16 protein-coding genes are annotated in these 22,595 nt (G+C 63.4%); 5 read left to right on the top strand and 11 right to left on the bottom strand.

The window, feature by feature from the left end; all coding sequences use genetic code 11:
* Window positions 1-2 precede the first annotated feature (2 nt).
* Complete coding sequence (locus BV071_RS11705) at window positions 3-1,181, bottom strand: hypothetical protein (protein WP_035606718.1); 1,179 nt, start codon at window positions 1,179-1,181, stop codon at window positions 3-5.
* 223 nt (window positions 1,182-1,404) lie between these two features.
* On the opposite strand from BV071_RS11705, the gene BV071_RS11700 reads away from it, so the two are divergent.
* Both BV071_RS11700 and BV071_RS11695 read left to right on the top strand, forming a co-directional pair.
* Window positions 1,405-1,644, top strand: coding sequence for a hypothetical protein (locus BV071_RS11700; RefSeq protein WP_265594350.1), 240 nt, complete (start codon window positions 1,405-1,407; stop codon window positions 1,642-1,644).
* Window positions 1,645-1,776: 132 nt separating this feature from the next.
* Window positions 1,777-2,181 carry a VOC family protein gene (locus BV071_RS11695; RefSeq protein WP_035606712.1) on the top strand — a complete coding sequence of 135 codons (405 nt, stop codon included), beginning with the start codon at window positions 1,777-1,779 and terminating at the stop codon, window positions 2,179-2,181.
* Between the two features lie 35 nt (window positions 2,182-2,216).
* On the opposite strand, the gene BV071_RS11690 is transcribed toward BV071_RS11695, so the two are convergent.
* The 3 genes from BV071_RS11690 to BV071_RS11680 all read right to left on the bottom strand — a co-directional run bounded on the left by BV071_RS11690 (window position 2,217) and on the right by BV071_RS11680 (window position 9,272).
* On the bottom strand, window positions 2,217-3,905 hold the full coding sequence (locus BV071_RS11690) for a DUF4407 domain-containing protein (protein WP_035606710.1): 1,689 nt from the start codon (window positions 3,903-3,905) through the stop codon (window positions 2,217-2,219).
* Window positions 3,906-4,038: 133 nt separating this feature from the next.
* Window positions 4,039-5,721 (bottom strand): hypothetical protein, encoded by a 1,683-nt coding sequence (locus tag BV071_RS11685; protein ID WP_035606707.1) that lies wholly within the window; start codon window positions 5,719-5,721, stop codon window positions 4,039-4,041.
* Window positions 5,718-9,272, bottom strand: coding sequence for a FlgD immunoglobulin-like domain containing protein (locus BV071_RS11680; RefSeq protein WP_052573169.1), 3,555 nt, complete (start codon window positions 9,270-9,272; stop codon window positions 5,718-5,720). Before BV071_RS11680 ends, BV071_RS11685 begins: the two co-directional genes overlap by 4 nt.
* 93 nt (window positions 9,273-9,365) lie before the next feature.
* On the opposite strand from BV071_RS11680, the gene dgt reads away from it, so the two are divergent.
* Window positions 9,366-10,658: a dGTP triphosphohydrolase gene (dgt, locus tag BV071_RS11675; protein ID WP_035606704.1), complete on the top strand. Its 1,293-nt coding sequence runs from the start codon at window positions 9,366-9,368 to the stop codon at window positions 10,656-10,658.
* Between the two features lie 129 nt (window positions 10,659-10,787).
* Here the strand turns inward: dgt and BV071_RS11670 are convergent, their stop codons facing one another.
* The 3 genes from BV071_RS11670 to BV071_RS11660 all read right to left on the bottom strand — a co-directional run bounded on the left by BV071_RS11670 (window position 10,788) and on the right by BV071_RS11660 (window position 13,481).
* Window positions 10,788-10,976: a hypothetical protein gene (locus tag BV071_RS11670; RefSeq protein ID WP_035606701.1), complete on the bottom strand. Its 189-nt coding sequence runs from the start codon at window positions 10,974-10,976 to the stop codon at window positions 10,788-10,790.
* 20 nt (window positions 10,977-10,996) lie between these two features.
* Window positions 10,997-11,194, bottom strand: a complete 198-nt coding sequence (locus tag BV071_RS11665; protein ID WP_265594349.1) for a hypothetical protein — start codon at window positions 11,192-11,194, stop codon at window positions 10,997-10,999.
* A 187-nt stretch (window positions 11,195-11,381) separates the two neighbouring features.
* On the bottom strand, window positions 11,382-13,481 hold the full coding sequence (locus BV071_RS11660) for a hypothetical protein (protein WP_035606698.1): 2,100 nt from the start codon (window positions 13,479-13,481) through the stop codon (window positions 11,382-11,384).
* A gap of 137 nt (window positions 13,482-13,618) precedes the next feature.
* Here BV071_RS11660 and BV071_RS11655 point away from each other — a divergent pair, with 137 nt between their 5' ends.
* Complete coding sequence (locus BV071_RS11655) at window positions 13,619-15,748, top strand: ATP-dependent DNA helicase RecQ (RefSeq protein WP_052573167.1); 2,130 nt, start codon at window positions 13,619-13,621, stop codon at window positions 15,746-15,748.
* 18 nt (window positions 15,749-15,766) lie between these two features.
* Here the strand turns inward: BV071_RS11655 and BV071_RS32845 are convergent, their stop codons facing one another.
* A complete protein-coding gene (locus tag BV071_RS32845) occupies window positions 15,767-18,907 on the bottom strand; it encodes a tail fiber protein (protein WP_265594348.1) in 3,141 nt (1,046 codons plus the stop codon).
* Window positions 18,908-19,021: 114 nt separating this feature from the next.
* Between BV071_RS32845 and BV071_RS11635 the strand changes: the two genes are divergently transcribed.
* Window positions 19,022-19,195, top strand: coding sequence for a hypothetical protein (locus BV071_RS11635; protein ID WP_265594347.1), 174 nt, complete (start codon window positions 19,022-19,024; stop codon window positions 19,193-19,195).
* Window positions 19,196-19,295: 100 nt separating this feature from the next.
* On the opposite strand, the gene BV071_RS11630 is transcribed toward BV071_RS11635, so the two are convergent.
* From BV071_RS11630 to BV071_RS11620, 3 genes are read right to left on the bottom strand one after another with little or no spacing between them, the layout of a single operon-like run.
* Window positions 19,296-19,895, bottom strand: a complete 600-nt coding sequence (locus BV071_RS11630) for a hypothetical protein (protein ID WP_265594346.1) — start codon at window positions 19,893-19,895, stop codon at window positions 19,296-19,298.
* A gap of 10 nt (window positions 19,896-19,905) precedes the next feature.
* Window positions 19,906-22,077, bottom strand: coding sequence for a xanthine dehydrogenase family protein molybdopterin-binding subunit (locus BV071_RS11625; RefSeq protein ID WP_035606693.1), 2,172 nt, complete (start codon window positions 22,075-22,077; stop codon window positions 19,906-19,908).
* Window positions 22,074-22,553 (bottom strand): (2Fe-2S)-binding protein, encoded by a 480-nt coding sequence (locus BV071_RS11620; RefSeq protein WP_035606691.1) that lies wholly within the window; start codon window positions 22,551-22,553, stop codon window positions 22,074-22,076. Before BV071_RS11620 ends, BV071_RS11625 begins: the two co-directional genes overlap by 4 nt.
* Between the last annotated feature and the right edge of the window lie 42 nt (window positions 22,554-22,595).

Raw genomic sequence — 22,595 nt, 5'->3', positions numbered from 1 at the left:
GCTTACCACAGATCCTCCACCCGCTGCTCGGCCTCAGCTTCCGAGTAAGCGCGTGCGACCGCTTCGGCGATGAGCTTCCTCGCTTCCCGGCCCTTGTCGGTGGCGGGCTTGGCAAGCTCATCGAAGCCTTTGCCGAAGATCGCGTTCCACAGTTCCTCGGAGGATTGGCCGGGGAGCTTCGCTAGGTAGTCGCTGAGCTGGGCCTTCATCGCCGGGATGTCGGGCTTCTCCTTCAACCCGAGTTCTTTCTTCGCCTCCAAGACAATCTCCTTCCACTGCGCCTGGTCCTCGGCAGACAGATCTTTCCAAGGGTCCACATAGATCCGGAGCAGGCTTCGCAAGTAGCCGGACTTGGCAGCCAGTACTTCCTTGAGCTTTTCGGGAGTGGCTTGGCCACTATCCACCTCCGCAACGATCGGTTGAAAAACCAGCAGGGGGGCGGCTTGGGCCAGAGGCTTGAGATCGAACTCCTTGGCTCCCTCGGTACTCCAATCACGGCGGATTTCCACGACGGCTTCGCGTCCGAGGTCCATCTCCAGGGAGGAAATGATGAGTTCATGCTTCTCTCCCTTCTTACTCATGATCTCCTGCTTGGTCATCATCCCGGTCTTGCGGCTCACGCTGATCTTGCCGGATCCGGTGGTGTGGAAGACCACCTCCTGCTCGTCGACATCCACGGCGGTGGAGCCCATCACATCGAAACCCCACGGCGGCAGTGCGGCGTCGTACACCTGTAATCCTGCGTTCAAGCCGTCTTCGGCCAGCAGGAGCCGTGGCATGAATGCAAGGGTGAGCGGCGGCTTGGCATCGCCGCTCAGGTCCAATTGGCGGGACAGCTCTGTGAACCGCTGCACGATTTTGCCGATCTTTGTGTCCACCCAAAGCTGGCCATCGCTTTCGAGAAAGGCGGATTCGTCCAGGTTCCAGCAGCGCGCACCAAAGGGCTTGTCATCCGCGACGCCTTGGAGTTGCAGCACCGCATCTCCAGCTCGGTCCCAAGCCAGAGTGGCGGTGAGACTACTCCGCTTTCCCCGGGCCTCGTAACCGGCCTTGAAGCCCGAGTGCTTGGCGTAGGTGGCGGAGAGTTGTTCCTTCCACTCCTGAGGGCTGCGCTTCGTTTCGGCTTCTTCCGCGCGACAAAGGCAGATCAGGGCCACCAGAGGGAGGGTCCGGGGGTACATGGCTCTCCCCTTGTAGCGGGAAATTCCAGACGCAGCAATCATTTGTCATGGACGCGACGTTCTGGTGTGGAAAGCGTGGGACAGGAAAAGCACATTCCACGGTTTTCGGGAAAGGCGGGGAGTCAAAGAGGGAGAGGGGCGAGATTGATATCCGGATCGGAGCTGACCAGATTCCGCGGTCATGTGGAAATGGACACCGATGCAAACTCTCGGACTTGGGCTCATGCTGCTGTCCATCGCAGGCATGGCGGCAGTGATGGCGAGTTCCTTGTTCCCGTATGGCGAAGGCCCAGCACCGGAGAGCCATAGCTGGCTGGTGAAGTTCCACTCGGTGCCGACCTTCGGGGGCGGGTCTTACACCTTCATTGAGCTGCCGGCGTGGCTTCCTTGGCTCAGCATGGCGGTCGCGATTTCCGGCGTCTTGATTTGGTCAAGGGCGAAGCCGAAGAGAGGCAAGCGTTGAGTATCTGCTCTACGCTGGCATGACAGAAAAAATCACCTAACAAAATCCCGCGCGGCCTGTCTTTTTCGGCATGCCCGGTTCGTCTCCTTATCGGACGCTCGTTTCCAGCTTCCGATTCCACTCCACAATACCATGAACAGCCAGATATTCGTCAACTTGCCCGTCGCCAACCTGCCCAAGTCCCGTGCCTTCTTCGAAGCGCTGGGCTACTCCTGCAACGAACAGTTCAGCGACGACACCGCCGCCTGCGTGGTGATCAGCGAGCACATCCACGTGATGCTGCTCACCCATCCCAAGATCCGTGACTTCATCCCGAAGGAGATCGAGATTTGCGATGCCACGAAGGCTGTCGAGGTGCTGATCTGCCTGAGCTGCGAGAGCCGGGACGAGGTCGAGTCCCTCGTCCGCAAGGCGGTGGCCGCCGGTGGCTGCACCTATGCCGAGCCGAAGGACTACGGCTTCATGCTGCAGCACAGCTTCCAGGACCTGGACGGCCACCGCTGGGAGCTGGTCCACATGAGCGGCATGCCGTCCTGATCCACCTCAGCACCCCTGCTCATTGATTCTGCCTTTCACGCCGACTGCCCGGCGAAGAAGACCTCCATGCGGTGCTGCATGTCCTCGTAGAAGCGCTTCTTGATCGCTTCCAGCGCGGCGAGTTTTTCCGGGCCGGCGTGGCGGGCTTCCTCCTGCTCCAGACGGATTTTCTCGGCGAAGGACTTCTCCATGTGGATCAGGGAATCGAGAAACTCCTGTGCGGCACGGGAATGTTCGACTCCATCGACCAGCGCGTTCTCGAGGCGCTTGTTGCGAGTGACGGCGAAGAGATTGCCGGCGGCGACCTTTTCCATGTAGCGCTGGTGGCTGGTGCGGAAGGCCTTGTGCTCGGCATCGTAGGTGATCTCGTCGCGGTCGAGCAGGGTGTCGTAGGGGCCCGGCTTGGTGAAGAACTTCACGACCAGCGGGATGGTATCCACCAGCATGAAGAGCAGGGTCAGGACGATGTAGGTGGAGAATGCGAACATACCGGCCTCGCTGCCGGCCTTGAAGATACCGTGCAGGGCGAGGGTCTGGGTCAGGATGTCCTTGCGCGGTTCGGCTTGGATCGCCTCGATACGGGCGCGCTCGTCAGCAGCCACGGTGGCGAGTTCGTCCTGGGCGCGCTTGAGCTCGGCGAGGCGGATGTTGACCTGTTGGTCGATTGAGGCTCGGAGGGTGTTCTGCTGCTCGGTGAAGGAGTCGGCCTGGCTTTCCTCGACCTTGCGCTTGAGGGCATTCACGCGATTTTCCTCGGCCTTGTTGGCGGCGGCGATTTCGGCGAGCTTGGTCTGGAAGGAAGCGATCGCACCCTTTTCCGCTTGGCGGACCTGGGTTTGGAGCGTGGCCTTCTCGCTGGTGAGGTGTTCCAGCAGACCGCCGATGCGCTGTGACTCCGTACGGCGTGGTTCGAGCTGATCAGCACGGATCGAGCGGGCGCGGGGGCCTTCGCCACGGATGCCGGAGCGCTGGCCATTCAGCTCGCGCTCGAATTCCGCCTGCCAGAAGCCGAGCTCTTCCTGAAGCTTGGCATACTGCGGGGTGAGTTCGTCGGACTGCTTGTTGACGTTGTCGAGGCGGTCGCGGAAGGGCTTGGTGGCCTCGTCGGTGGCGGCCTTGAGTTCGGCCTGCTGCTCCGGGGTCAGGCCGGGGATCGCGGCCTGCGCGTCCTCGCGTTCCTGGATGATGAACTTGGCTTGGAAGGTTTCCTTGCGCTTCTCGCGCTGGGTCTCGATCGCTTCCTCAAGCTTGGTGATCTCGCCGCGGGCGGCGTCCTTGGTCACGGTGAACTTGTCACGCTCGGCGGCGATTTCCTTCGAGCGGTCTTCCTCGACGACGGTCTGGATGGTGTCGCGGAAGAGTAGCAAAACCAGCGGGTGGGCGATGGTCAGGCCCATGAGGATCGCAACCACGAGGCGCAGGGAGAACTGCGAGAGCTTCCGCCACCAAGGGAGGAAGGGGCGGTAGCCGGCCAGCAGGGCGCGGTCGATGGTCAGGATGATGAAGGCCCAGACCGCGGCGACTCCGTAGATGACCTTCGGATTCTCCGTGAGGGTCGAGAGCGCGTAGGAGCAGGCGATGAATGCGAAGGCGCAGGGCACCAGCACGGTCGCGCCGAAGGCGACATACTTGCGCTGTTCCCAATTCGGGCATTGCTCGAGGGTCTCGGTGCCTGCCCCGGAGAGCCAGAAGAAGAGGCGCTTGAAGGGATTGGTATTGTTCATAGCGGGCGAACGGAACGGGGAGGTGGGATCAAAACCGATTTTCCGCCAAAAACGAGGCGGCGGGGAATATTTATGCGGAAACGCTGGAAAAACCGCATTTCTCTCAGGGGGTTTCATGAAAATCCGGTGAATGTTACTCGCTCAGCTCCAGTTTGATCAGCCGCTGGTTGCCGGAGTCGAAGACCACCGCGTGATCACCGCGGGCGGCGATGGTGGTGGGGCGGTCGAGCTGCGAGAGGCTGGTTCCGGCTTGGTCGGGTGTTCCGAAGCTGCCGAGGAGCTTGCGGCTGGCGGCGTCGAAGCAGAGGACCCGGTGGCGAGTGCTATCGGAGACCCAGAGACGGCCGGAGTCCGCAGTAGCGTGGATGCTTTCCCCGAAATGGTCGGCGGGGCTATCGCCCCAAGAGTTCCAGCGCGCGGTTTCGCGGAAGCCGGAATCCTGCGGAGTGAAGCGGACGATGCTGTTTGCCGTAGCGGCTAGGATTTCGTTGCCGTGGTAAGTCAGGCTGGTGAGGGTGGTGATACCGGGGAGTTCGGAGGGGCCGCCATCGCCTTCGTATTTTCCCTCGCTGTTGATGAGGAGCAGGCGGCCGGTGCCCTTGTCGTCCGTGACTAGCAGGGCGGGCCGGTCCTTTGCGGTGGTCAGGGTGCAGGCGATGGCGTCCCTAGGTAGAGGAATGTCTTCCGAGAGGGAGGCCGGGCCATCGCCCTTGCCATAATAGAGGGAGGGCTTTCCCCAGCGGATGCCCGGGGCGGCGATGTTCCCGCCGGGAAGTCCGATCGCTCCCGCGAAGCCGGGCGATTGCGGCGGTGGCACGCTGTGGCGCAGCGGGGTATCCGGCGCGTCGCTCCATTCCCAGAAGCCGCTGTAGAACCAGATGCGCCCGCTGCCATCCATCGCAAGCGCGCTACAGGTGGGCACCGCGCCGATCCGGCGCAGGATGCTGAAGCGCCGGGCGGCAGGCTGCCACTCCAGCAGATGGAGGATGCCCTCCGAGCCGGACGCGGCGAAGAGCTGACCGCGCACTTGGGCAAGGCCGCGGGCGTCGTTGAGCTCGTGATTGCCGGGGACGTAGCCGATGAATGAGCCCGAGGCACCGCCAAGAACCACGCCGGGATCGGGCTGCAATTGGGCATCGAAGCGGCGCAGGGTCCCGTGCCATGCCGAGCCGAACCATGCGCCGGCTAGCCACTGGGCGCGGTCGCCGGGGCTGGGCCAAGGGCCACGGCGGTCTGCTGGAGCGAATGAATCGACTCTCCGGATCTCGCCATTGGACGAGACATAGATCCCGTCGTCCGGTCCAATCGCAATGTCGGTGACATTGTCATCGAGCGTGGCGACCGGCTTGGTTTCTCCGGCGGAATTGACGAGGAATACGGACTTGTCGAGGGCGGCGGCGAACCAGCCTTCGTGATGGTTGGCGGACAGGCGATTGGCTTCTACCGATAGAGGCTGTGGAGCAGTGCCGGATGCCGCATCGTTCGCCAAGAGGTAGAGTTTTCTGCCGACCTTGATCAGTAAGCCAACGGGACCTTGGGCGATCTGGTCGCGTTCATTCGCAGCCCCGCCGGGTGGCAGGGGATAGGAGGCTAGCAGACGCCCGTCTGCGGCATAGCGATTGAGCTGGCCGTCGCCGGCACGGTCCCAGAGCGAGCCGCTGGCATCGTAAACCACGCCCATGCCGCTGGCGGGCTTTGCCGCGAAGCGCACGAGTGCAGCGCCCTGCTCGCCGGAATTACCCAGCACGCCGCTGCAGTGCAAAGTCTCCGCGGCGAGGGGAGACAGGAGGGTGATGAAGATTGCGAGGGCTTTCATGGTTCGAAGCGGATCTCGCCCCACTGGTCCGGGCTGAGCATGATCTCGCCGGGTACATCGTTCACCAGGCCGGTGGCGCGGTTGGCGTGGTAGTTGCGGAAGGTATTGATGCTGCCCGCGGGGTCGCCGTAGATCACGCCGAAGTCGCCGCGGAGGATGAGGCCAGTGGGGTTGCTGAGGCCGAGGTCGGCGAGCGGCACGCTGAGCTTGAGTTTATAGCCATCGCCACCGCGCTGGACTTCGATCTTGGCGAAATCGAGACGGCGCACGGAGTCGACCTTCTCGCTCCGCCATGGGCTCTGGAAGTTCACGGCCTCCGTCGCCGGGGCGCCGGGCAGGCGGTGGCGGTAGAGCACGGCGAGATTTTCATCCCCCATAGGTGCGATCAGGAGGCGGAGGTCGCCGGGTGCCGGGCCGCTGCGTTTTGGGTCCGCCGCTGGATTGGTGCCGAGCTGGAAGTCGATGCTATCTCCAGTCTTGAAAAGCGCCTGCCAGTCCTTGCCCTGGTTGATCCAGGGAGAGGAATCGGCGACTTCATACTGGAGGTATAGTAGCGTACCGTCTTGGGAAGCTTTCACGGTCACCGGGAATTGGCCCTCGCGCTCCCATTTCGCGGCGATGATGTTGGGATCTTTGCCGCGGGAAATCTTCACGGTGGCGGGTTCGCTGCTGTCGGCGACCTTGCGCGCTTGGTTTCTCGCCGCCGCGAGTGCCTGCGGCCCGCTGACGCTGATCTTGCCCGCGGCGCGTTGGGTTTGGTTCAGGCCTTCCACCCGATAGATGCGGTAGGCGATGCCGCCGCCCTGGAAGTAGTAGCAGCCATCATTGGCCTTCCCGAAGGTGCCGCCGAAGCACTCGCCGCCGAGGATGCCGACGCCGGTGGCTTGTGCATTGTTCATCATCCGGACATCCGGGAACATCTCGTCGAGGTAGAGTCCGTCGCTGCTCATCACGAAGGCGCGGCCATGGTTGCCGTTGATGAGCATGACGTCCGACTTGTCATCGAGCGGGGCCATGCCGCTGTAGAAGAGCGAACCTTGCAGCTCGCCGGTGGAGGGTAGAGGGGCCTTGTGCGAGCCGTGGACGTTGCTCCAGCGGTTCGGGTAGCTCCAGCGCAGGCTGCCATCCGGGGCGAAGCAGCGCATGGAGGGATCGGAATTCACCACCATGTTGCCGGCGCTGTCGGTGATGCTCTCGACCATCGTGCTGCCGGGCAGATCGATAGGGACCGCGGCGCGCACGGCATCGTTCAGCGCGGGGTAGCGCGGGGCATCGCCGGGCCACCAGCCATCCGGCTTGAGCGTGACCATCACCGGCTTGCCCTCGCGTTCCGCGGGCACGCGCAAGGTCAGGTCGTGGAAGTCATGACTCCAGCCTGCACCGGCGAAGTTGCTGGCGGCGGTGGCGAACTCGATTTCCTCCGCTTCCATCGTCTCGTTACCGTTGCGGTCCACCCAAAGCATACCGTAGCCATGGTTAGGTTTACCGTCGTCGATGCTGCCATTCTGGCTGCCGCCGTAGGGGACATTGGGATAGTCGCGGTGGAAGGCATCGATGAAGGCCTGAGGCGGCCGCCAGTCGTTGTCGTAGGAGAACTGGTGCGCGGAGGAGATGCAGGCGCGTGGATGGAGCGTGCCGTCGTCGAGCAGCTCTTGAATCCAAGTCGCCTTGCCGGAGCTGAGGATGAAGGTGCGGCCACCCTGCCGGTAGAAACTATGGCGGCGGCCGCTCTTGCCGCCGAGAATGGAGGTGGGAGTTGCGGTGTGCGCCGCGAAGTCGAGTTTCCAGAGAGCACCTTGACCGATCCAGCGGGTTGGATCGAGCGGGTCGAAGCCCGCGCCTTGTGCCCCGTAGTTGGTCGGGCCGAAGTACTGCTGCACCACAGCGCCGTTCGCGATGTCGAAGGCGGCGAGCCGCTTCGGTTGCCAGCGGTCGCGCTCCGTGATCCAGAGCTTGCCGTCGAGCGCGACGAGGCCAGCGGGGTTTTGGAGTTTCAGCGGATCGTAGGGCCCCGGCTCGATTCCGCCCGGTTTGCCGATGAGCTGCGAGCGCTGTCTCAATGCACCGAAGATCTGCACGACGTTCGCCTCGCGGTCGCTGACGAAAAAGGTGCTATCTTCCGCTGCGACCAAGCCGCTCGGCTTGCCGCCGATCTTGGTGATGGCGGAAAGCTTGCCGGACTTGGGATCGATCCGCGAGAGCTGGCCCTTTGCAATGGTGAACAGGGATTCCCCGAAGGACGCGAGAGCCTCGGGTGCCTCAAGGGGAAACTCGCGCTCGAGCTTCGCGGTCGTGGGCGAGACGATCCGCAGCTTTCCGGTGCCGCGATCAGCGAGGAAGAGTTGCCCGCCGGCGAGTGCCATGCCCGCGAGTGAGAAGTCCGCAGCGGATTTCCAGTTGGAGCCTGGCCCTGCCTCATACTTCCACAGCGTGGCGTGCCTTTGTTTGTCCGCGAAGTCCGCGACAACTCCCGTCTTCAGGTCGATACGCATCAGGCTGACCGTGCGGGTCTCCTTCCAATCCGCCTTTGATCGATCGATATGCTCACCCCATGCGAGTCCATCGTGAGCGGCGTAGAGGTAGTTCTCATCCGCTGCGAGGGCGATCGCACCCAAGCCATGGCCATGCGGTGGATTGAAGCCGCGGATGAAGCTGCCGTCCGCGGCCAGTTCGACGATCTCGTATCCGCCTTCTGCCACCGGCGAACCGAAGAAGAGCGATGAACCGTTGGTCGCTGCCGCTTGGAAGGTGCCGTGGTTCGAGCCCGGGCCATCGCAGAAATCCATGGCATGCACCGGCTTCAGGCCGGGATGTGAAATGGCGCGCCAGCGGTATTCACCGGGTGCGGCGACGTTGCCATTTTCATCGAGGCCATCCCAGACGATGCGGTGCGGGCCCTTGGAAAATGTCTGGCCGGAGACCAAGTTCTTCACGCGTTGGCCGGCTTCATTTTCGATCACCAGCGTGGCCTTACCGTCGATGGGCTGTTGGAAATCGATGGCGATTTCCAGGCTGTGATCCTCCGCCAGGCGTGCGCGCTCTTTCAGATCGAGCGGCCGCCACTCTGCCGGGTCGAGTGCCAGTCCCGCATGGGCCGCCGCGGGATGGAGGTGTAGGAAGCGCTCGCGCTGCCGCGCTTGTCCCAGCGGCCCGCCGGGCCATTCGACCGCGAGGCCCATGCGAAGCTGCTGCCAACCCTTCGGGCCGTTGATCAAGCTCGCCTCCGGGATGTTGAAGGTCCAGCGGGTGGTCGCCGGGCCGCCTGCCGGATCGAGATCCCTGCGGGTGAGTTTGGCATCCTTCCCACCTAGCAGGATCTTGCCGTGATCGCCCGCGAGACCGAGGCCTAGTTCCGGGGTCTCCTTGGCGAAGGACTCTACCTCAATCGAGACGCTGAGTTGCTTCCCACGCTGCACCGCATCGAAGGCTACCCGCGGGGAGAGCGGGCTTGAGAGCAGGGTGAGATTCGGAGGCGCTGTCAGGACCTCTGCGCCTGCATGCGGCCCCAGACCCGCGAGGAGGAAGATGTAGCAAGGAAGCAGGGAACGCATGGATTTATCAATAAGCCGCCAAGCCGGTCCGGCTTTCATCGCCCGGACGATTGGCGCTGGCCATGCCCGGCGCGATTCCTAAGCTCTGCGCTGATGCCCAACCGCTTCTACGGCGCCTTCGATACCGAGCGATTTTCCGGCAAGTCCGACGACGGGGACTTCCGCACGCCCTTTCAGATCGACCGCGACCGGATCCTGCACACGCCGACCTTCCGGCGGCTGCAGAACAAGACGCAGGTCTTCTGGAGCGGGGAGTATGACTTCTACCGCACGCGGCTGACGCATTCGCTGGAGGTGGCGCAGATCGGGCGCTCGATCTGCCACTGGCTGAAACACACCGGCGAGCCGCTGGCGGAGGATTTTTACATCGACCCGGATCTGGTGGAGGCGGCTTGTCTTGCGCATGACCTCGGGCACCCGCCCTTCGGTCATGCCGGGGAGCGGACGCTGAATTACCTGATGGCTCCGTACGGCGGCTTCGAGGGCAATGCGCAGACGCTGCGGCTGCTGACCGAGAGGATTTTCTCAGTGCGGCGCACGGGGATGGATCCGACTCGCGCCTTCATGGATGCGGTGCTGAAATATAAATCCCTGTGGACCGAGCTGAAGACGGGTAACGGCGGCAAGCTGCCGGAGCACCATTTCCTCTATGACTTCCAGCACGGTTGGCTGGATTGGGCGATGGGGGGGAACGACTTCCCCGCCGAGCTGCCACCGGGCAAGGACCGCGATAGCTTCAAGTCGATCGAGTGCCAGATCATGGACTGGGCGGACGACACCGCTTATTCGCTGAATGACCTGGCGGACAGCGTCCGTGCCGGCTTCCTGAGGATCGAGCGGATCGAGGGCTGGGCGGAGAAGAATGGCATCGATGCCGGCGAAGGCACGCCTTTGGGGGATTTTGTCACGGCGATCCGCAAGCGCCGGGTGGATCCCTTCGTAGGCAAGCGCATCGGGCGCTACATCCAGGCGGCGTCGCTGGGGTCGGACGTGAATTTCCTGAGCGGCGCGAGCAATCGCTACCGCTTCCGCCTGAAGGTGAAGGAAGAGGTGAAGGCGGAGTCCAAGCTCTTCAAGAAGATGGCCTTCGAGCTGGTCTTCCTTTCGCCGCAATTGAAGCAACTTGAGCACAAGGGCAATCACCTGCTGCACTCCTTGTGGGATGTGCTGCTGCGCCGCTATGTGACCGGCAGCGAGATCGACGGACAGGACTTCCAGTTGTTGCCGGAGGATGCGGCGAATGAGATCGCGCAGGCCGACAGCGAGGAGAAGAAGGCGCGGCTGGTATGTGACTTCTTGGCGGGCATGACCGATGGTTATGCTGCGCGGATGTACAAGCGTCTGTTCACGCCGGAGTTTGGGTCGATCGGCGATTTGATCGGGTGAACGTCAGGGCGGCCGGTTTGTCGTGCGGGGTTGGGCTGCTGCCCATGGCGAGTGGTGGAAAAAAACTAGCGGGCAGGGCTGCGTGATGCAACCCGGCCCGCTGGCTTCGGATTTCGGCTCTCTTCCTGCTTATTCAGCAGGATAGTGGGTAGTCCGCTTGTGGGTCGTCACCGATTCACCGGTATTGTAGTCGGTGGCAGTGGTGGTGGTATCACGTGTGGTGCTGGTCGGGCCGGCGGTCGGGGTGGGTTCCACATAGGTGCAGCTGGTGAAGCTTGCCAAGGTGGCAATCGCGATAAAGCTCAGGATTGTTTTCATGGTAGTGTTTGGGTTAAAGGTTAATCGACCTTGTTGATAACGGTGGTGGCCGTGTCGTCGCCGATTGCGCGGCGTGACCCGGTCCGCGCTGCGCCCATCAGGCCGATGCCTAAAATGGCTGCGGCACCGATGCCCACATAGAGGGCGGGAGCGCCAAACAAGGTGGCGGCGTAGCAGATAGCTCCGAGAAAGATCAGGAAGCCGATTAGGTAGAGCATGATTCTCATGGTGAGAATCACTGAGCAAAGCTAGTGCCGGGTCGGCACAAGTCCGTTTGCAACGCCTTTCAAGGCATTGGCGGCTAGTTGTTTATGTGCTTATTGCAGCGCTACTCGAACACCAGTTTGGCTGCGCATGTCGCACCTTCGCAGATACGCGATCGTGCAAATGGCACAGAGACGCAGCTTAATGCAGTAGTTTCTCGTAGGTCGCCCGCTCCTCGTCATTGAGGTCGGCCCTTTGGATCGCCACGCGCACGGCTTCCCCGTCGTTGGTATTCCATTGGCGGATGGTCCCTGCCATCACCTCGGCGCGCTTGGTGGGGTCTTGGATCGAGAGGCCCCAGGAGAAGGCGTTGTCGGGATCGTTCTGAAGGATCGCTCCGACCAGCGGTTGGATCGCCGCGTCCTTCACGCCACCGTCCGGCAGGCTGGCGATCCAGTTGGCGGCTGCGGCGGGATCGTGGCTACTCCAGTTGGTGACCAGTGCTGTGGCACCGGATTCCGCGGCGGTTCCCGCAGGCAAGCGTCCGACCCATGCCGCGGTTTGTTGGGGATCGCGGCCAGCCCATTCCGTGGCCAGATCCGCAGTGGCCGATTGCAGCGCGGAGCCTGAGGCACTGCCGGGGTTTTCCAGCAAGGATTGCAGGCGTGCAGAGGCTTCGGCGGGGTCGTTCTTGGCGCGGGCGGGCAGGAGCTTGGCGAGCGCCGTGGTCTGTTCGTCGCCGGAAAGCGACTCGGCCCATTTCAGGGCGGCCTCCGGATCGTTCGAGCCCCAGGTTTCCGCGAGCGCCACCATCGCCTGCTGACGGTCGTTCGCGTCCTTGAATGAGCTCAGCTGCTTCACGGCATCCTGGGGAGAGAGCACCGCCATCTGCTGAATGGCTTGGCGGACCGCCTGGCTGCGTTCGTTCGCCGAGCTGAGCGAGGTGGCGAATTCGAGCGCCTTCTCCGGATCATGCCGCGCCAGCGACCACACGAAAGTTTGCAGCTTGTCCTCGTCCCGCAGGGTGGAGGGGATGGAGTTGAAAAGCTTGATCGCGCCCTCCGGATCATCCGCAACCATGGTCCCGGCGAGGCTACCGGCGAGGATTGAATGCTCCACGCCTTCGAACTGGGCCAGCACCGCGTCGGCCTCGGAGGGCGATTGCCAGCGCAGGCTGTAGCTCAGGTTTTCGAGCGCTGAGGTGCGGGCATTGCCCTTCGGCATCGCGAGGACGACTTTCGAAGTTTGGCCCGGATCACTCCAATCCATGCGATCGACGATTGCCGCCATCGCCTGCTCGCGTTCGGCGGGCTTGCTCATCGCGCCGGCCGCGGCCAAGGCCCCGTTGAAATCCCGGTCCGCCCAGGTGGCCATCACCCCGCCGATCAACTGGCCGCGGAGGTGTGCGGGCATGCCGTCGATCTTCGCGAGCGCGGCGGCGGGGTCGTCGCTGGCCATGCGACGGCAGGCGGCGCGCAAGGCCGAGTTCTTCATGTCCAGATCGGTCGCGGTTTCTGCCCACTTCAGGACGGCCTCCGGATCATTCGCCGCCCATGCGGTGAAAACACCCTCGCTATTCCAGAAGTTGTCGCGCTCGGTGGGGGAGACCTTGGCCAAGGCGGCCACGGCTTCCTCGGGCGAAGTGTTGGCGACTTGCTCGAGCATCAGCATCCGCATGTGGCCCGGCAGCTCCTTGATGTCGCCGAAGAGGCGCAGTCCTTCCCTTGGGTCTTTCTTGACCATCGCCCATGCCGCGGCGCCGAGTGCGTTCAGGCGCTCTGCCGGAGAGCTGAGTTGCTTGGCGCGCGCGATTGCATCCTCCGGATTGGCTTCGGCCAGCACGCGGAAGATCGAATCGTCTGCCATGTTGCGGAAGATCTTCGAGGGCGAATCGCGGACGAAGGCGAGCGCCGCATCCGGATCCCGGTCCGCCCAAGCCCCCATCACCGAGCCCAGCAACTGGGTCTGCACGAAGTCGTAGCCAGGGTGGGTGCGGTAGTATTCGCGCATCTCGGTGGCGAGGCTGGAGAGTTGCTGGGGCGGCACGTTCTCCAGAGCGAGCGTGACTCGTGCCTCGGTGATGCGGGAGCGGCCGGTCTTGAGCAGAGCTTTCAGATCCTCGAGCGAGGTGGCCGGAGGGATGATTCGGTCCGTGCCGCGGGCTTCACGGGATTCCGTGCGGGAACTGGCCGGTGCCTTGGAGCCATTGGCTTCCGCAGCAGTCTTCCCCGCACTGCCGAGGAAATATCCGCCCGTGCAACCCAAGAGAACGCACAAGGCCGGAATGCCAATCTTTCGCATAACTCCAGAAATGCCGGGGCGAAAATTCCTGCCAGTAGAATCCGGAGCCAAGGCGGCCTTCATGGATTTTTCACCGGAGATTGGCCTTGGAAGTGGGGCTAGCCGCGCATTCCCTGCGGCTTGACCGAAGGTTAAAAATGAGTTCATCTGAACAAGTGCCGGCCGCGCCGACCAAGCGCCTGATCCAGACCCCGCTCGAAGCGCTGCAGAAGCATTTCGGGCACAGTGGGTTTCTGGACGGGCAGGACCGCGTGATCGAGCAGATCACCTCCGGGCTTGATGGCCTGGTGGTGATGCCGACCGGCGGCGGCAAGTCACTGTGCTACCAGCTTCCGGCGCTGTGCTTCGAGGGCGTGACCCTGGTGGTCTCGCCCCTGATCGCGCTGATGAAGGATCAGGTGGATGCGCTGGTGGCGAAGGGGATTCCCGCGACGCTGATCAATTCCACGGTCCCGTGGCCGGAGCAGAAGGAACGGCTGGACGGGATGCGCACCGGCAAGTGGAAGCTGGTCTATGTGGCACCGGAGCGCTTCCGCGCGGAGTCCTTCCTGAATGCGCTGCAGGGCGTGGAGGTCTCTCTTTTCGCGGTTGATGAAGCCCACTGCTTGAGCCAGTGGGGTCACGACTTCCGGCCGGACTACCTGCGGCTGGGCAAGGCGCTCGACAAGATCGGACGGCCGCAGTGTGTGGCACTGACGGCCACCGCCACGCCGATCGTGCGTGCGGACATTCTCGAGGTGCTGAAGCTGAAGGACGCCTTTGAGGTGGTCAGCGGTTTCGCGCGGCCCAACCTTTCGCTGGCGATCACCCAGGTCGAGAAGAAGCAGCAGAAGTACGACCGGATCCGGGATATCGTGAGGGTCCACAAGACCGGGATCATCTACTGCGCCACCCGCAAGAAGGTGGAGGAAGTCGCGGAGAACCTCGCGTCTTGGGGTGCCCGCTCGATCGCCTACCACGGCGGGATGAGTGACAAGGAGCGCGAGGATGCCCAGAACATCTTCCTCCAGCGCAAGGCGGACATCGCGGTGGCGACGAATGCTTTCGGCATGGGGATCGACCGCTCGGATGTGCGCTTCGTGATCCACTTCGAGGTGCCGGGGAGCATCGAGGCCTACTACCAGGAGGCTGGCCGCGCCGGTCGTGATGGCGAGGCGGCGCACTGCGAGCTGCTTTTCAACTACGCAGACACGCGGACCCAGGAGTTCTTCATCGATGGTGCGAATCCCGGGGCCTCGGTGATCCGGCAGGTTTACCAGTATCTCCTCAACCAGGCGGACAAGGAGTACGAGGTTCATCGTAGCATTGAGGATATCACCGAGGGCGCCGAGGTGAAAAACCCGATGGCGGTGAGCAGCGCGCTCGCGGCGCTGGGACGCTCCGGCTACATCGAGCGCTTCGACGTGCCCGGCAAGCGGCAACGTGGCACGCGGCTGAAGCGCCCGGATGTCTTCGCCCGCGCCCTGGAGCTCGACGATGCCGCGCTGGAAGAAAAAGACCGCCGCGACCGCGAGAAGCTGAAGTCGATGGTCGCCCTCTGCTATGCGCGGACCTGCCGCCAGCAGTGGATTTTGGAGTATTTCGGCGAGGAGAATGCCGAGACCTGCGGGAACTGCGACATGTGCCGCGAGAACGGCGGCGGCGAGCAGCGTGCCCCCACGCTTGAGGAAGACATGGTGGTCCGCAAGGCGCTGAGTGGTGTGGCGCGGATGTCGCGCAAAACGGGCTTCGGTTGGGAAGGCAAGTTCGGCCGCGGTAAGATCGTGCAGATGCTCTGTGGCAGCCGCTCGCAGGAAATCCTGGCCGGTGGCCTCGACAAGCTGAGCACCTATGGCCTGTTGAAGACCCAGGGCACCGGCTACGTGAACGGCCTGATGCGCTCGCTACAGGATGCAGGCTTGCTACGGGTGGAAGTGGGTGAGTTCCCGCTGCTGACGCTCACCGAGCGCGGCGAGAACGCGATGCTCGGCAAGGCGAAGTTCCGTTTGGTCTGGCCTTCCACCGCGCCGGTCACGGCTGGCCACGAATTGAAGGACCTGGGCTTCGACTCGAAGCTCTACTCACTGCTGCGGGACGTCCGCCAGACCTTGGCGGACCGTGATGACGTGCCGCCTTACGTGGTCTTCAGCAACAAGACCTTGGAAGCGCTGTGCCGCTATCGCCCGGTGGATGTCGAGGAAGGTCTGGCCGTGCCGGGGATCGGCGAAGCCAAGGCGCAGCGCTACTTGCCGGCATTCCTGCGGGTGCTCGCGGAGTGGCGAGGGTGATAGGCCTCGGGTGTTCTGTTAGGGCGCCACCTTCACTCGCCAGAAGTTCGCGCCTTCGAAGAGGGCTCCATCTGGAACATTCACCTCGATCGTCTGCGTGCTGCTGTTTGCGGAGCCGCTTACCCCTGAGATGAGCGGCGTGCCGCCGGGGACCCGCTTGTAGGTATACACGTCCGTCCAAGCGGAGAGATCGGTGCTGCGTTGCAGGGTGTAGGTGATGTCTCCAGCGAGGAGGAGGTAGGGAAAGGTGAAGCGCCGCGTGCCACCGGCCACGGTGGAGGGCAGTTCGACCGGCGAGAGGTTGGCGCCCTTCGGATTGCTGCGGAAGGCATACTCCAACTGGTTCGGGATGCCATCCCCGTCGGGATCGGCGCTGGCTCCGGAGTTGGCGGGATTCCCCGGGAATTCCGTTGCCTTCCAATACGCGTAGGTGACCGCGCTGTCGCCTTTGAGGGTGAAATTTCCAGTCGCGAAAGTGGGGTCGTTGCTCGTGATTGCCATCGTCGCCTGCGCAGGCCCGCCGTTGGATGCGAGATACTTGAGAGTGATGGCGCGGCTGTCCCCGGGCAAGATGGTTGCCGCCGTGGCGGGCTGCACTTCGAAACGCGAGGTGTTGCCTCCACCCAAGTTGATGGCATCGACCAGCAGGGGCTTGAGACCGCGGTTGCGGACGAAGGCTTGGATCGTGGCGGAGGGAAGGGGATACTCCACGAAACCGAAGTCCACGAGTGCGGGCAAGGGCGTGTTGTTGACGAGTTCCACCGACATCTGCGGGTCGTCCGGGATCAGGGCAATGCCGTAGAGATGGAAGGTCGAACCCGGATTGTGGGCCTGCAGTTGGACCACCCGGGTTGCGGAGTCCGCCGTAAAGTTGTGCTGGATCAGTACGCCCTGATCCAAGCCGTAGCGATTTTCGTCCACGGCACAGGAGTCGTTGTCGGCCGCGAAGGTGCTGAGGCGCAGTTGATCAGTATCAAAGCCCGCGCCGAAGAACAGCAGCCGGTAGCTCGAGCCCGGCAGCAGGCCTTCCAGGGTGATGCTGCCGTTGGTCGCGCCGTAATGGAAGCTCTTGCCGAGTTCCGAGCCGCCGGCGTTGCCTGGAATCGTGAAGTCGGACTCCACCCGGCTGGTGAATCCATTGATCTTCAGACGACCGGGAATCTGCGGATTCACATTGAACTGCCCGCCGACAATCAAGTTATTCACGATGCCGCCCAAGGAGTTTCCCAGCGCATAAGCCCAAGCGCCGGGAACATTGTAGATACCGGAAGTCGCGTCGTTGTCCCAGCGCGTCACACTCCATGGAGGTGAACTCGCGGCTGTGATCTTGAAATCATCCAGCAGCACCGCGCTATCCAGTATCGATTGGTTGCTCACCACGATGTCCGCATAGGTGGCGGAGGCGGTGAAGCTGCCGCTGACGCTGTAGTAGGGATTGGTGCCGCCTTTGAAGGGGGACGCCGTGAAGGGAAGCGATGGGCCTTGAGCACCATTGTTGATCGACCAGGTCGGCGCGGGTTGGTTGCCGTTGTAGTCGCGGCAGTTCGCGCGGAAGCTCACAGTGTAGGTCGTGCCTGGAGTCAGGCCGACCACGGTGGTGGCGAGCGAGCAGGGAATCAGGTTGTTGCTCTGCAGGAAGGCGACCTTACTGCCATTCGGGACGGCACCGTTGTTGGCGAATGGCGAACCGTTCGAGGGGTTGAGCCCGGCTTGCCCGGACCAGAACCAGCCGCTGATCGAGCCGCCGTTTCCGGAGGAGTAGCCGGGATAGACCGTGAAGTTGTCCGCCTCGAAGCTCGGGTTATTGATCGTGGCCGGCGTCTGGGAAACCGAATGCTGGTGCGGGGGCAGTTCCGCCGCGGCAAGGGCATGGGTCTCCGCGCCGACTTGCTGGCCGAGCACCCGCGGGGTCAGGCCGCTGCCAGTGCCGCGCCCGAGTGGAGTGCGTCCGCGCAAGTCCGGCAGCGCGAAGGTGGTCTCACCGTTGCCGCCGTAGGTCGTGCCCAGCAAACTGAAGAGAGCTTCGTTTTCGGCGATCGGCAGCAGCCGGCCATCGGCGGGCAGCACGTGCTCCGGAAGCACCGTGCCAGCATACATCACGATCTCACCGAACACGGGCATGCCGTATTGGAAGCCGCCGTTTTCGGAAGGATAAATGCCCTCCATCGTGACGCCGAATTGCACGGCGGCTGACGGCTCCACGGTGCTGAAACCGGCAGGAAGGGAGTAAGTGGAGCTGGTGGCACTCCCCTCATAGGTATGATCGTGAGGGGGGAGATTGCTGGTGTTGAGCGTGGTGGTCTCGCTGCCGAAGCGGTCGCCCAGCACTCGCGGCGTCAGGCCCGGGCCGTTGCCTGCCCCCACCGGCACCCGACCACGCAGGTCGGGCAGAGCAAAGGTCGATTGGCCGTCGCCGCCCCAGGTGGTGCCGAGGGTGGCGTAGAGCTCCGGATATTGTTCGATCGGCAGGAGCTGCCCTTCGGCGAAGGCCCAGCCTTCCGGTGTGAAGTTTCCGGCGAACATGCGGAGCTCGCCGCTGGCATTGATCAGGTATCTTACCCCGACTCCGGGCTGGCGGTTCTCAAGACCCACGCCCGAGCCGGTCGAATCCACGTTCATGTAGTGGAACTGGTGGCGGTGGGAAGGCAGGTTGGCCGGAACTAGGCCTACCTTTTCCGCGCCCACCTTTTCGCCGATATCGATCAGGGAGAGGGTCTGCCCTTGTCCAACTGGGATTGGCCGCGCACCGCGAAGATCGGGCAGCGCGAAGTTCTGGATGCCATTGCCCCCGTAGTAGGTGCCAAGGAGCGAGAAGACGGCGGTATACTGCTGGATCGACTTGATCTGTCCGGCGGCCTCGGGGCATCTGTTGTCATTGAAGACGGTGCCGCCGGCGTACATGCGGATCTCGCCCAGATAGCTTCCGCCCTCTGGGGGAGTGCCGGGGTAGCCCTCGCCGCGGCTGGGATACATGCCTTCCATCAGGAGGATGTGGCGCAGCACCAGGCCGGGCTGCATGTGGTCCGCCGGGCTGCCATTCCCGCTTGGACCGGTGCTCGTCGCCGCCCCCAGGGCGCTACAGCATCCGGCGAGAGCGAAAAGAAGACGACTCAGGGAGCCGAGACGCGTACGCGCGTCACGGACAAGGAGGTGATCCATGATGTAAGGGCGGGTGGGTGAGTGGGGTGGGAAGCAGCCTGCCTGTAGGACAAAGGGGAAAGCTTGTTAAGGACAATAAATGATAAGCTCATTCCGACCTTGGGCGGAATGGTGATGAATGCCACCCGCTACAGAGCGGTGGAGTTCATGGGATTCCCTGATTCCAAGGAGCTCTACCTGAAGCCGGGGAAGCCAGCCGTGCAGGCGCGGGACTCATCCTTGAGCCCGGGAATCGCCATGCCGCCGATGGTCCGGCATGTGTCGCAGGACTGGAGAGGTGGCGTCTGAGGGGTGCGCGGCCAGATTGCGACGCAGCGCTTCCATGCGGAGCGAGGAGCCGATTGCCGGAATTGTGCGCGGGGACAGGAATGTCCCCGCTCCTTATCTCTCAATCCGGGACCTCCGCGCCATTATCGATCCAGATCCGCATCTGCTTGGTGAATTCCTCGTGGCTGAGTGGCGGCAGGGTGCGGCCGTCGCCGGGATTCCAGCCCCAGAGGACCAGCTTGTCCTCGGCGACATGGTGGAAGAGCTGCTCCAGGGTCTTGCCGCCGTTCTGCTTGGGATCCTTGATCTGCGCGGCCAGTTGCTTGGGGGACTTGCCCTCGAAGACCAGTGGCATTTCCGGTTTGGGAAGGTGCCAGACCTCGTTGCCGGGAGGCATGTTCGCGCCGGGCAGGTTATGCTCCTGGTGGCAGTTCGTGCACTTCATCGCGAAGACGCCTTTGCCCTCGGGGCCGGCCTTGACGTTCTGGATGTGCGGGTGGCTGTCGTCGCCTTGGAGCGGTGCGTCACCGTTCGGGTGGCAGTTCAGGCAGCGCGGGTGCATGAGCACCTTGTAGACTTCCTTGAAGGCGGCCTTGGATGCGGCGGCGTCCTGCTTCTTCGCCGCGGGCGCGTCCTGGCCTTGCAGGTGGAAGGCGTAGCCGGCGATAGCAATGGCCGAGAAGGCGGCGGCGGTGGGGATCAAGTTGCGGTTCGTCTTCATGGCGAGGTGCTCATGCGGTTTTGAGTTGGTCAACATGGATGGGCAGCTCGCGGAGACGTTTGCCGGTGGCGGCGAAGATGGCATTCGTGACGGCGGCGGCGAGAGGCGGCACGCCGCATTCGCCCGCGCCACCCATCTTGCCAGTGCTGGGGACGACGTGGGCTTCGATCAGCGGCGCTTCGAACATCCGTGCGACCAGGTAGTCGTGGAAGTTGCGCTGCTGGACCTTGCCATCGGCGAAGCTGATCTCGCCATGCAGCACGGCGCTCAGGGCGAAGATGATGCCGGATTCCATCTGGGCTTTCACGCCTGCCGGGTTCACGGCGAGGCCACAGTCGATCGCACAGGTCACCTTGTGGATCTTGAGGATGCCTTCCTTCGAGACGGAGACTTCCGCGACCTCGGCCACGAAGCTGCCGAAGCTTTCGTGCACGGAGACGCCGCGGAAATGGCCTTTCTCAAGCGGCTTGCCCCAGCCGGATTTTTCCACCGCGTAGTTAAGCGCGGCGAGGTGGCGGGGGTGATCCTTCAGGAGTTCGCGGCGATACTCGACGGGGTCCTTCTTCGCCTCGTGCGCGAGTTCATCGATCAAGCTCTCCATCACGAAGGCGGTGTGGCTGTGGCCGACCGAGCGCCACCACAGCACCGGAACCCCGGTCTTCGGCGAGTGTAGGTGGACGTGGTGATCGGGGACCTCCTTGAGATAGGGCGAATCGGCGACGCCTTCCACGGAGGTGGCATCGATGCCGTCCTTGACCATCGCTGCCTCGAAGGGCGTGCCGGCGAGGATCGATTGGCCGACCAAGACGTGATCCCATGCGCGTGGGTGGCCTTTTTCATCGAGTGCAATCTTCGCGCGGTGGAGGAAGGAGGGTCGGTAATAGCCACCGCGGATGTCGTCCTCACGGCTCCAGACGACTTTCACGGTTTTGCCGCTGGCCTTCGCGACCTGCACCGCTTCCGAGATGAAGTCCGAGACAGGGGTGGCGCGCCGGCCAAAGCCGCCGCCGAGGAAGGTGGTGTGGATTTCCACCTGCTCCGGCTTGAGGCCGGTGATCTGCGCGGCAACGCCCTGATCCACGGTTTGGAGCTGGGTGCCGCTCCAGATCTCGCATTTGTCCGCGCTCAACTTCACCGTGCAGTTCAGCGGCTCCATCGGCGCGTGGGCGAGGTAGGGAACGAAGTACTCCATTTCTAGTATTTTTCCCTTGGCCAGCGCGGCAGCGGCGTCGCCCGCCTGGGCGGCCTTGTTGCCGGCGGTTCCCGCGAGCTTCTTGAACTCCTCGCGCAGCTTCTTGCTGTCGAGCCCCGCGGTGGGGCCTTCTTCCCATTCGATCTTCAGCTTGTCGCGGCCTTGCTTGGCGGCCCAGTAGTGATCGGCGAGCACGGCGACGCCGCTTGGGACCTGCACGACTTGGCGCACACCTGGGACGGCCAGAGCATCTTTCGAATCAAAGGATTTCACCTGGCCGCCGAAGCCTGGCGAGCGGGCGACCACCGCGGTGAGCATCCCCGGCAATTGCACGTCCATGCCGAACTGCGCGGTGCCGTTGACCTTCTCGGGGCTGTCGAGACGCTTGGTGTCCTTGCCGATGATCTTCCAGTCCTTCGGATCCTTGAGCGTGACTTTTTCCGGTGTTGGCAGCTTCCCGGCTGCCTCGGCCAGTTCACCGTAGGTGGCCTTCTTGTTGCCGGCCGTCACGACGCCCTTGTCGGTTTTGCAGTCCTCGGGCTTCACTCCGAACTTCTCGGCAGCCGCTTGCACCAGCAGCTGCCTGGCCATCGCGCCGACCTGGCGGTAGCGGTCGAACTCCGAGTGCGTGGAAGTCGAGCCGCCGGTAATCTGGAAACCGAAGGCGGTGTGGTTGTAAACCGGAGCGACTCCACAGTGCTGCGCCTTCACCTTCGACCAATCGGCATCGAGCTCCTCCGCGATCAACATCGGCAGGGAGGTCCAGATGCCTTGGCCCATCTCCGAGTGCGCGAGCAGCACGAGCACGCTGCCGTCCGCGGCAATTCGCAGGAAGGCATTCGGCGGCGGTAGCTTGCCTGCGCCCGGTGGTGGCGCTTGGGCGGCGGCGCGCTGACCGAGGGGCACTTGGAAGCCGACGACCAAGCCGCCGGTGAGAAGTCCGCTGGCCTTGAGGAAGCCGCGGCGGCCGATGCGTTCCTTGCCACTCACTTGGCACCTCCTTTCGCGCCGGCTCCGGCAAGTTCGGCGGCGCGGTGGATCGCGCAGCGGATTCTTTGGTAGGTCCCACAGCGGCAGATGTTGCCGCTCATCCCCATATCGATGTCCTCGTCCGTGGGGTTTGGCTTTTCCCGCAGCAGCACCGCGGCGGACATGATCTGACCGGACTGGCAGTAACCGCACTGCGGCACGTCCTGCTCGATCCACGCGACTTGCAGCGGGTGGCTGTTGTCGGAGGAAAGGCCCTCGATGGTGGTGATCTCCTTGCCCTCCGCGCGGGAGAGGGGAGTCACACAGGAGCGCACGGCCTCACCATCGAGGTGGACGGTACAGGCCCCGCACTGCGCCATCCCGCAACCGAATTTGGTGCCGGTGAGATGGAGGAGGTCTCTCAGGACCCAGAGCAGCGGGGTGGATGGATCGGCATCCACGTCGTGCTTTTTGCGATTCACGGTGAGAGTGGTCATGGCGGCGTCGAATTGGGGGGACCTGGCCGGGTACCCAACTCG

Source organism: Haloferula sp. BvORR071 (genome assembly GCF_000739615.1).
GTDB lineage: Bacteria > Verrucomicrobiota > Verrucomicrobiia > Verrucomicrobiales > Akkermansiaceae > Haloferula.
This window is presented reverse-complemented; position numbering and strand designations above follow the sequence as displayed.

What these genes read in the sequence shown, in the direction of transcription:
- BV071_RS11705 (WP_035606718.1), bottom strand. Translation starts at nt 1,181, where the DNA reads ATGTACCCCCGGACCCTCCCTCTGGTGGCCCTGATCTGCCTTTGTCGC.
- BV071_RS11700 (WP_265594350.1), top strand. Translation starts at nt 1,405, where the DNA reads ATGCTGCTGTCCATCGCAGGCATGGCGGCAGTGATGGCGAGTTCCTTG.
- BV071_RS11695 (WP_035606712.1), top strand. Translation starts at nt 1,777, where the DNA reads ATGAACAGCCAGATATTCGTCAACTTGCCCGTCGCCAACCTGCCCAAG.
- BV071_RS11690 (WP_035606710.1), bottom strand. Translation starts at nt 3,905, where the DNA reads ATGAACAATACCAATCCCTTCAAGCGCCTCTTCTTCTGGCTCTCCGGG.
- BV071_RS11685 (WP_035606707.1), bottom strand. Translation starts at nt 5,721, where the DNA reads ATGAAAGCCCTCGCAATCTTCATCACCCTCCTGTCTCCCCTCGCCGCG.
- BV071_RS11680 (WP_052573169.1), bottom strand. Translation starts at nt 9,272, where the DNA reads ATGCGTTCCCTGCTTCCTTGCTACATCTTCCTCCTCGCGGGTCTGGGG.
- dgt (WP_035606704.1), top strand. Translation starts at nt 9,366, where the DNA reads ATGCCCAACCGCTTCTACGGCGCCTTCGATACCGAGCGATTTTCCGGC.
- BV071_RS11670 (WP_035606701.1), bottom strand. Translation starts at nt 10,976, where the DNA reads ATGAAAACAATCCTGAGCTTTATCGCGATTGCCACCTTGGCAAGCTTC.
- BV071_RS11665 (WP_265594349.1), bottom strand. Translation starts at nt 11,194, where the DNA reads ATGCTCTACCTAATCGGCTTCCTGATCTTTCTCGGAGCTATCTGCTAC.
- BV071_RS11660 (WP_035606698.1), bottom strand. Translation starts at nt 13,481, where the DNA reads ATGCGAAAGATTGGCATTCCGGCCTTGTGCGTTCTCTTGGGTTGCACG.
- BV071_RS11655 (WP_052573167.1), top strand. Translation starts at nt 13,619, where the DNA reads ATGAGTTCATCTGAACAAGTGCCGGCCGCGCCGACCAAGCGCCTGATC.
- BV071_RS32845 (WP_265594348.1), bottom strand. Translation starts at nt 18,907, where the DNA reads ATGGATCACCTCCTTGTCCGTGACGCGCGTACGCGTCTCGGCTCCCTG.
- BV071_RS11635 (WP_265594347.1), top strand. Translation starts at nt 19,022, where the DNA reads ATGAATGCCACCCGCTACAGAGCGGTGGAGTTCATGGGATTCCCTGAT.
- BV071_RS11630 (WP_265594346.1), bottom strand. Translation starts at nt 19,895, where the DNA reads ATGAAGACGAACCGCAACTTGATCCCCACCGCCGCCGCCTTCTCGGCC.
- BV071_RS11620 (WP_035606691.1), bottom strand. Translation starts at nt 22,553, where the DNA reads ATGACCACTCTCACCGTGAATCGCAAAAAGCACGACGTGGATGCCGAT.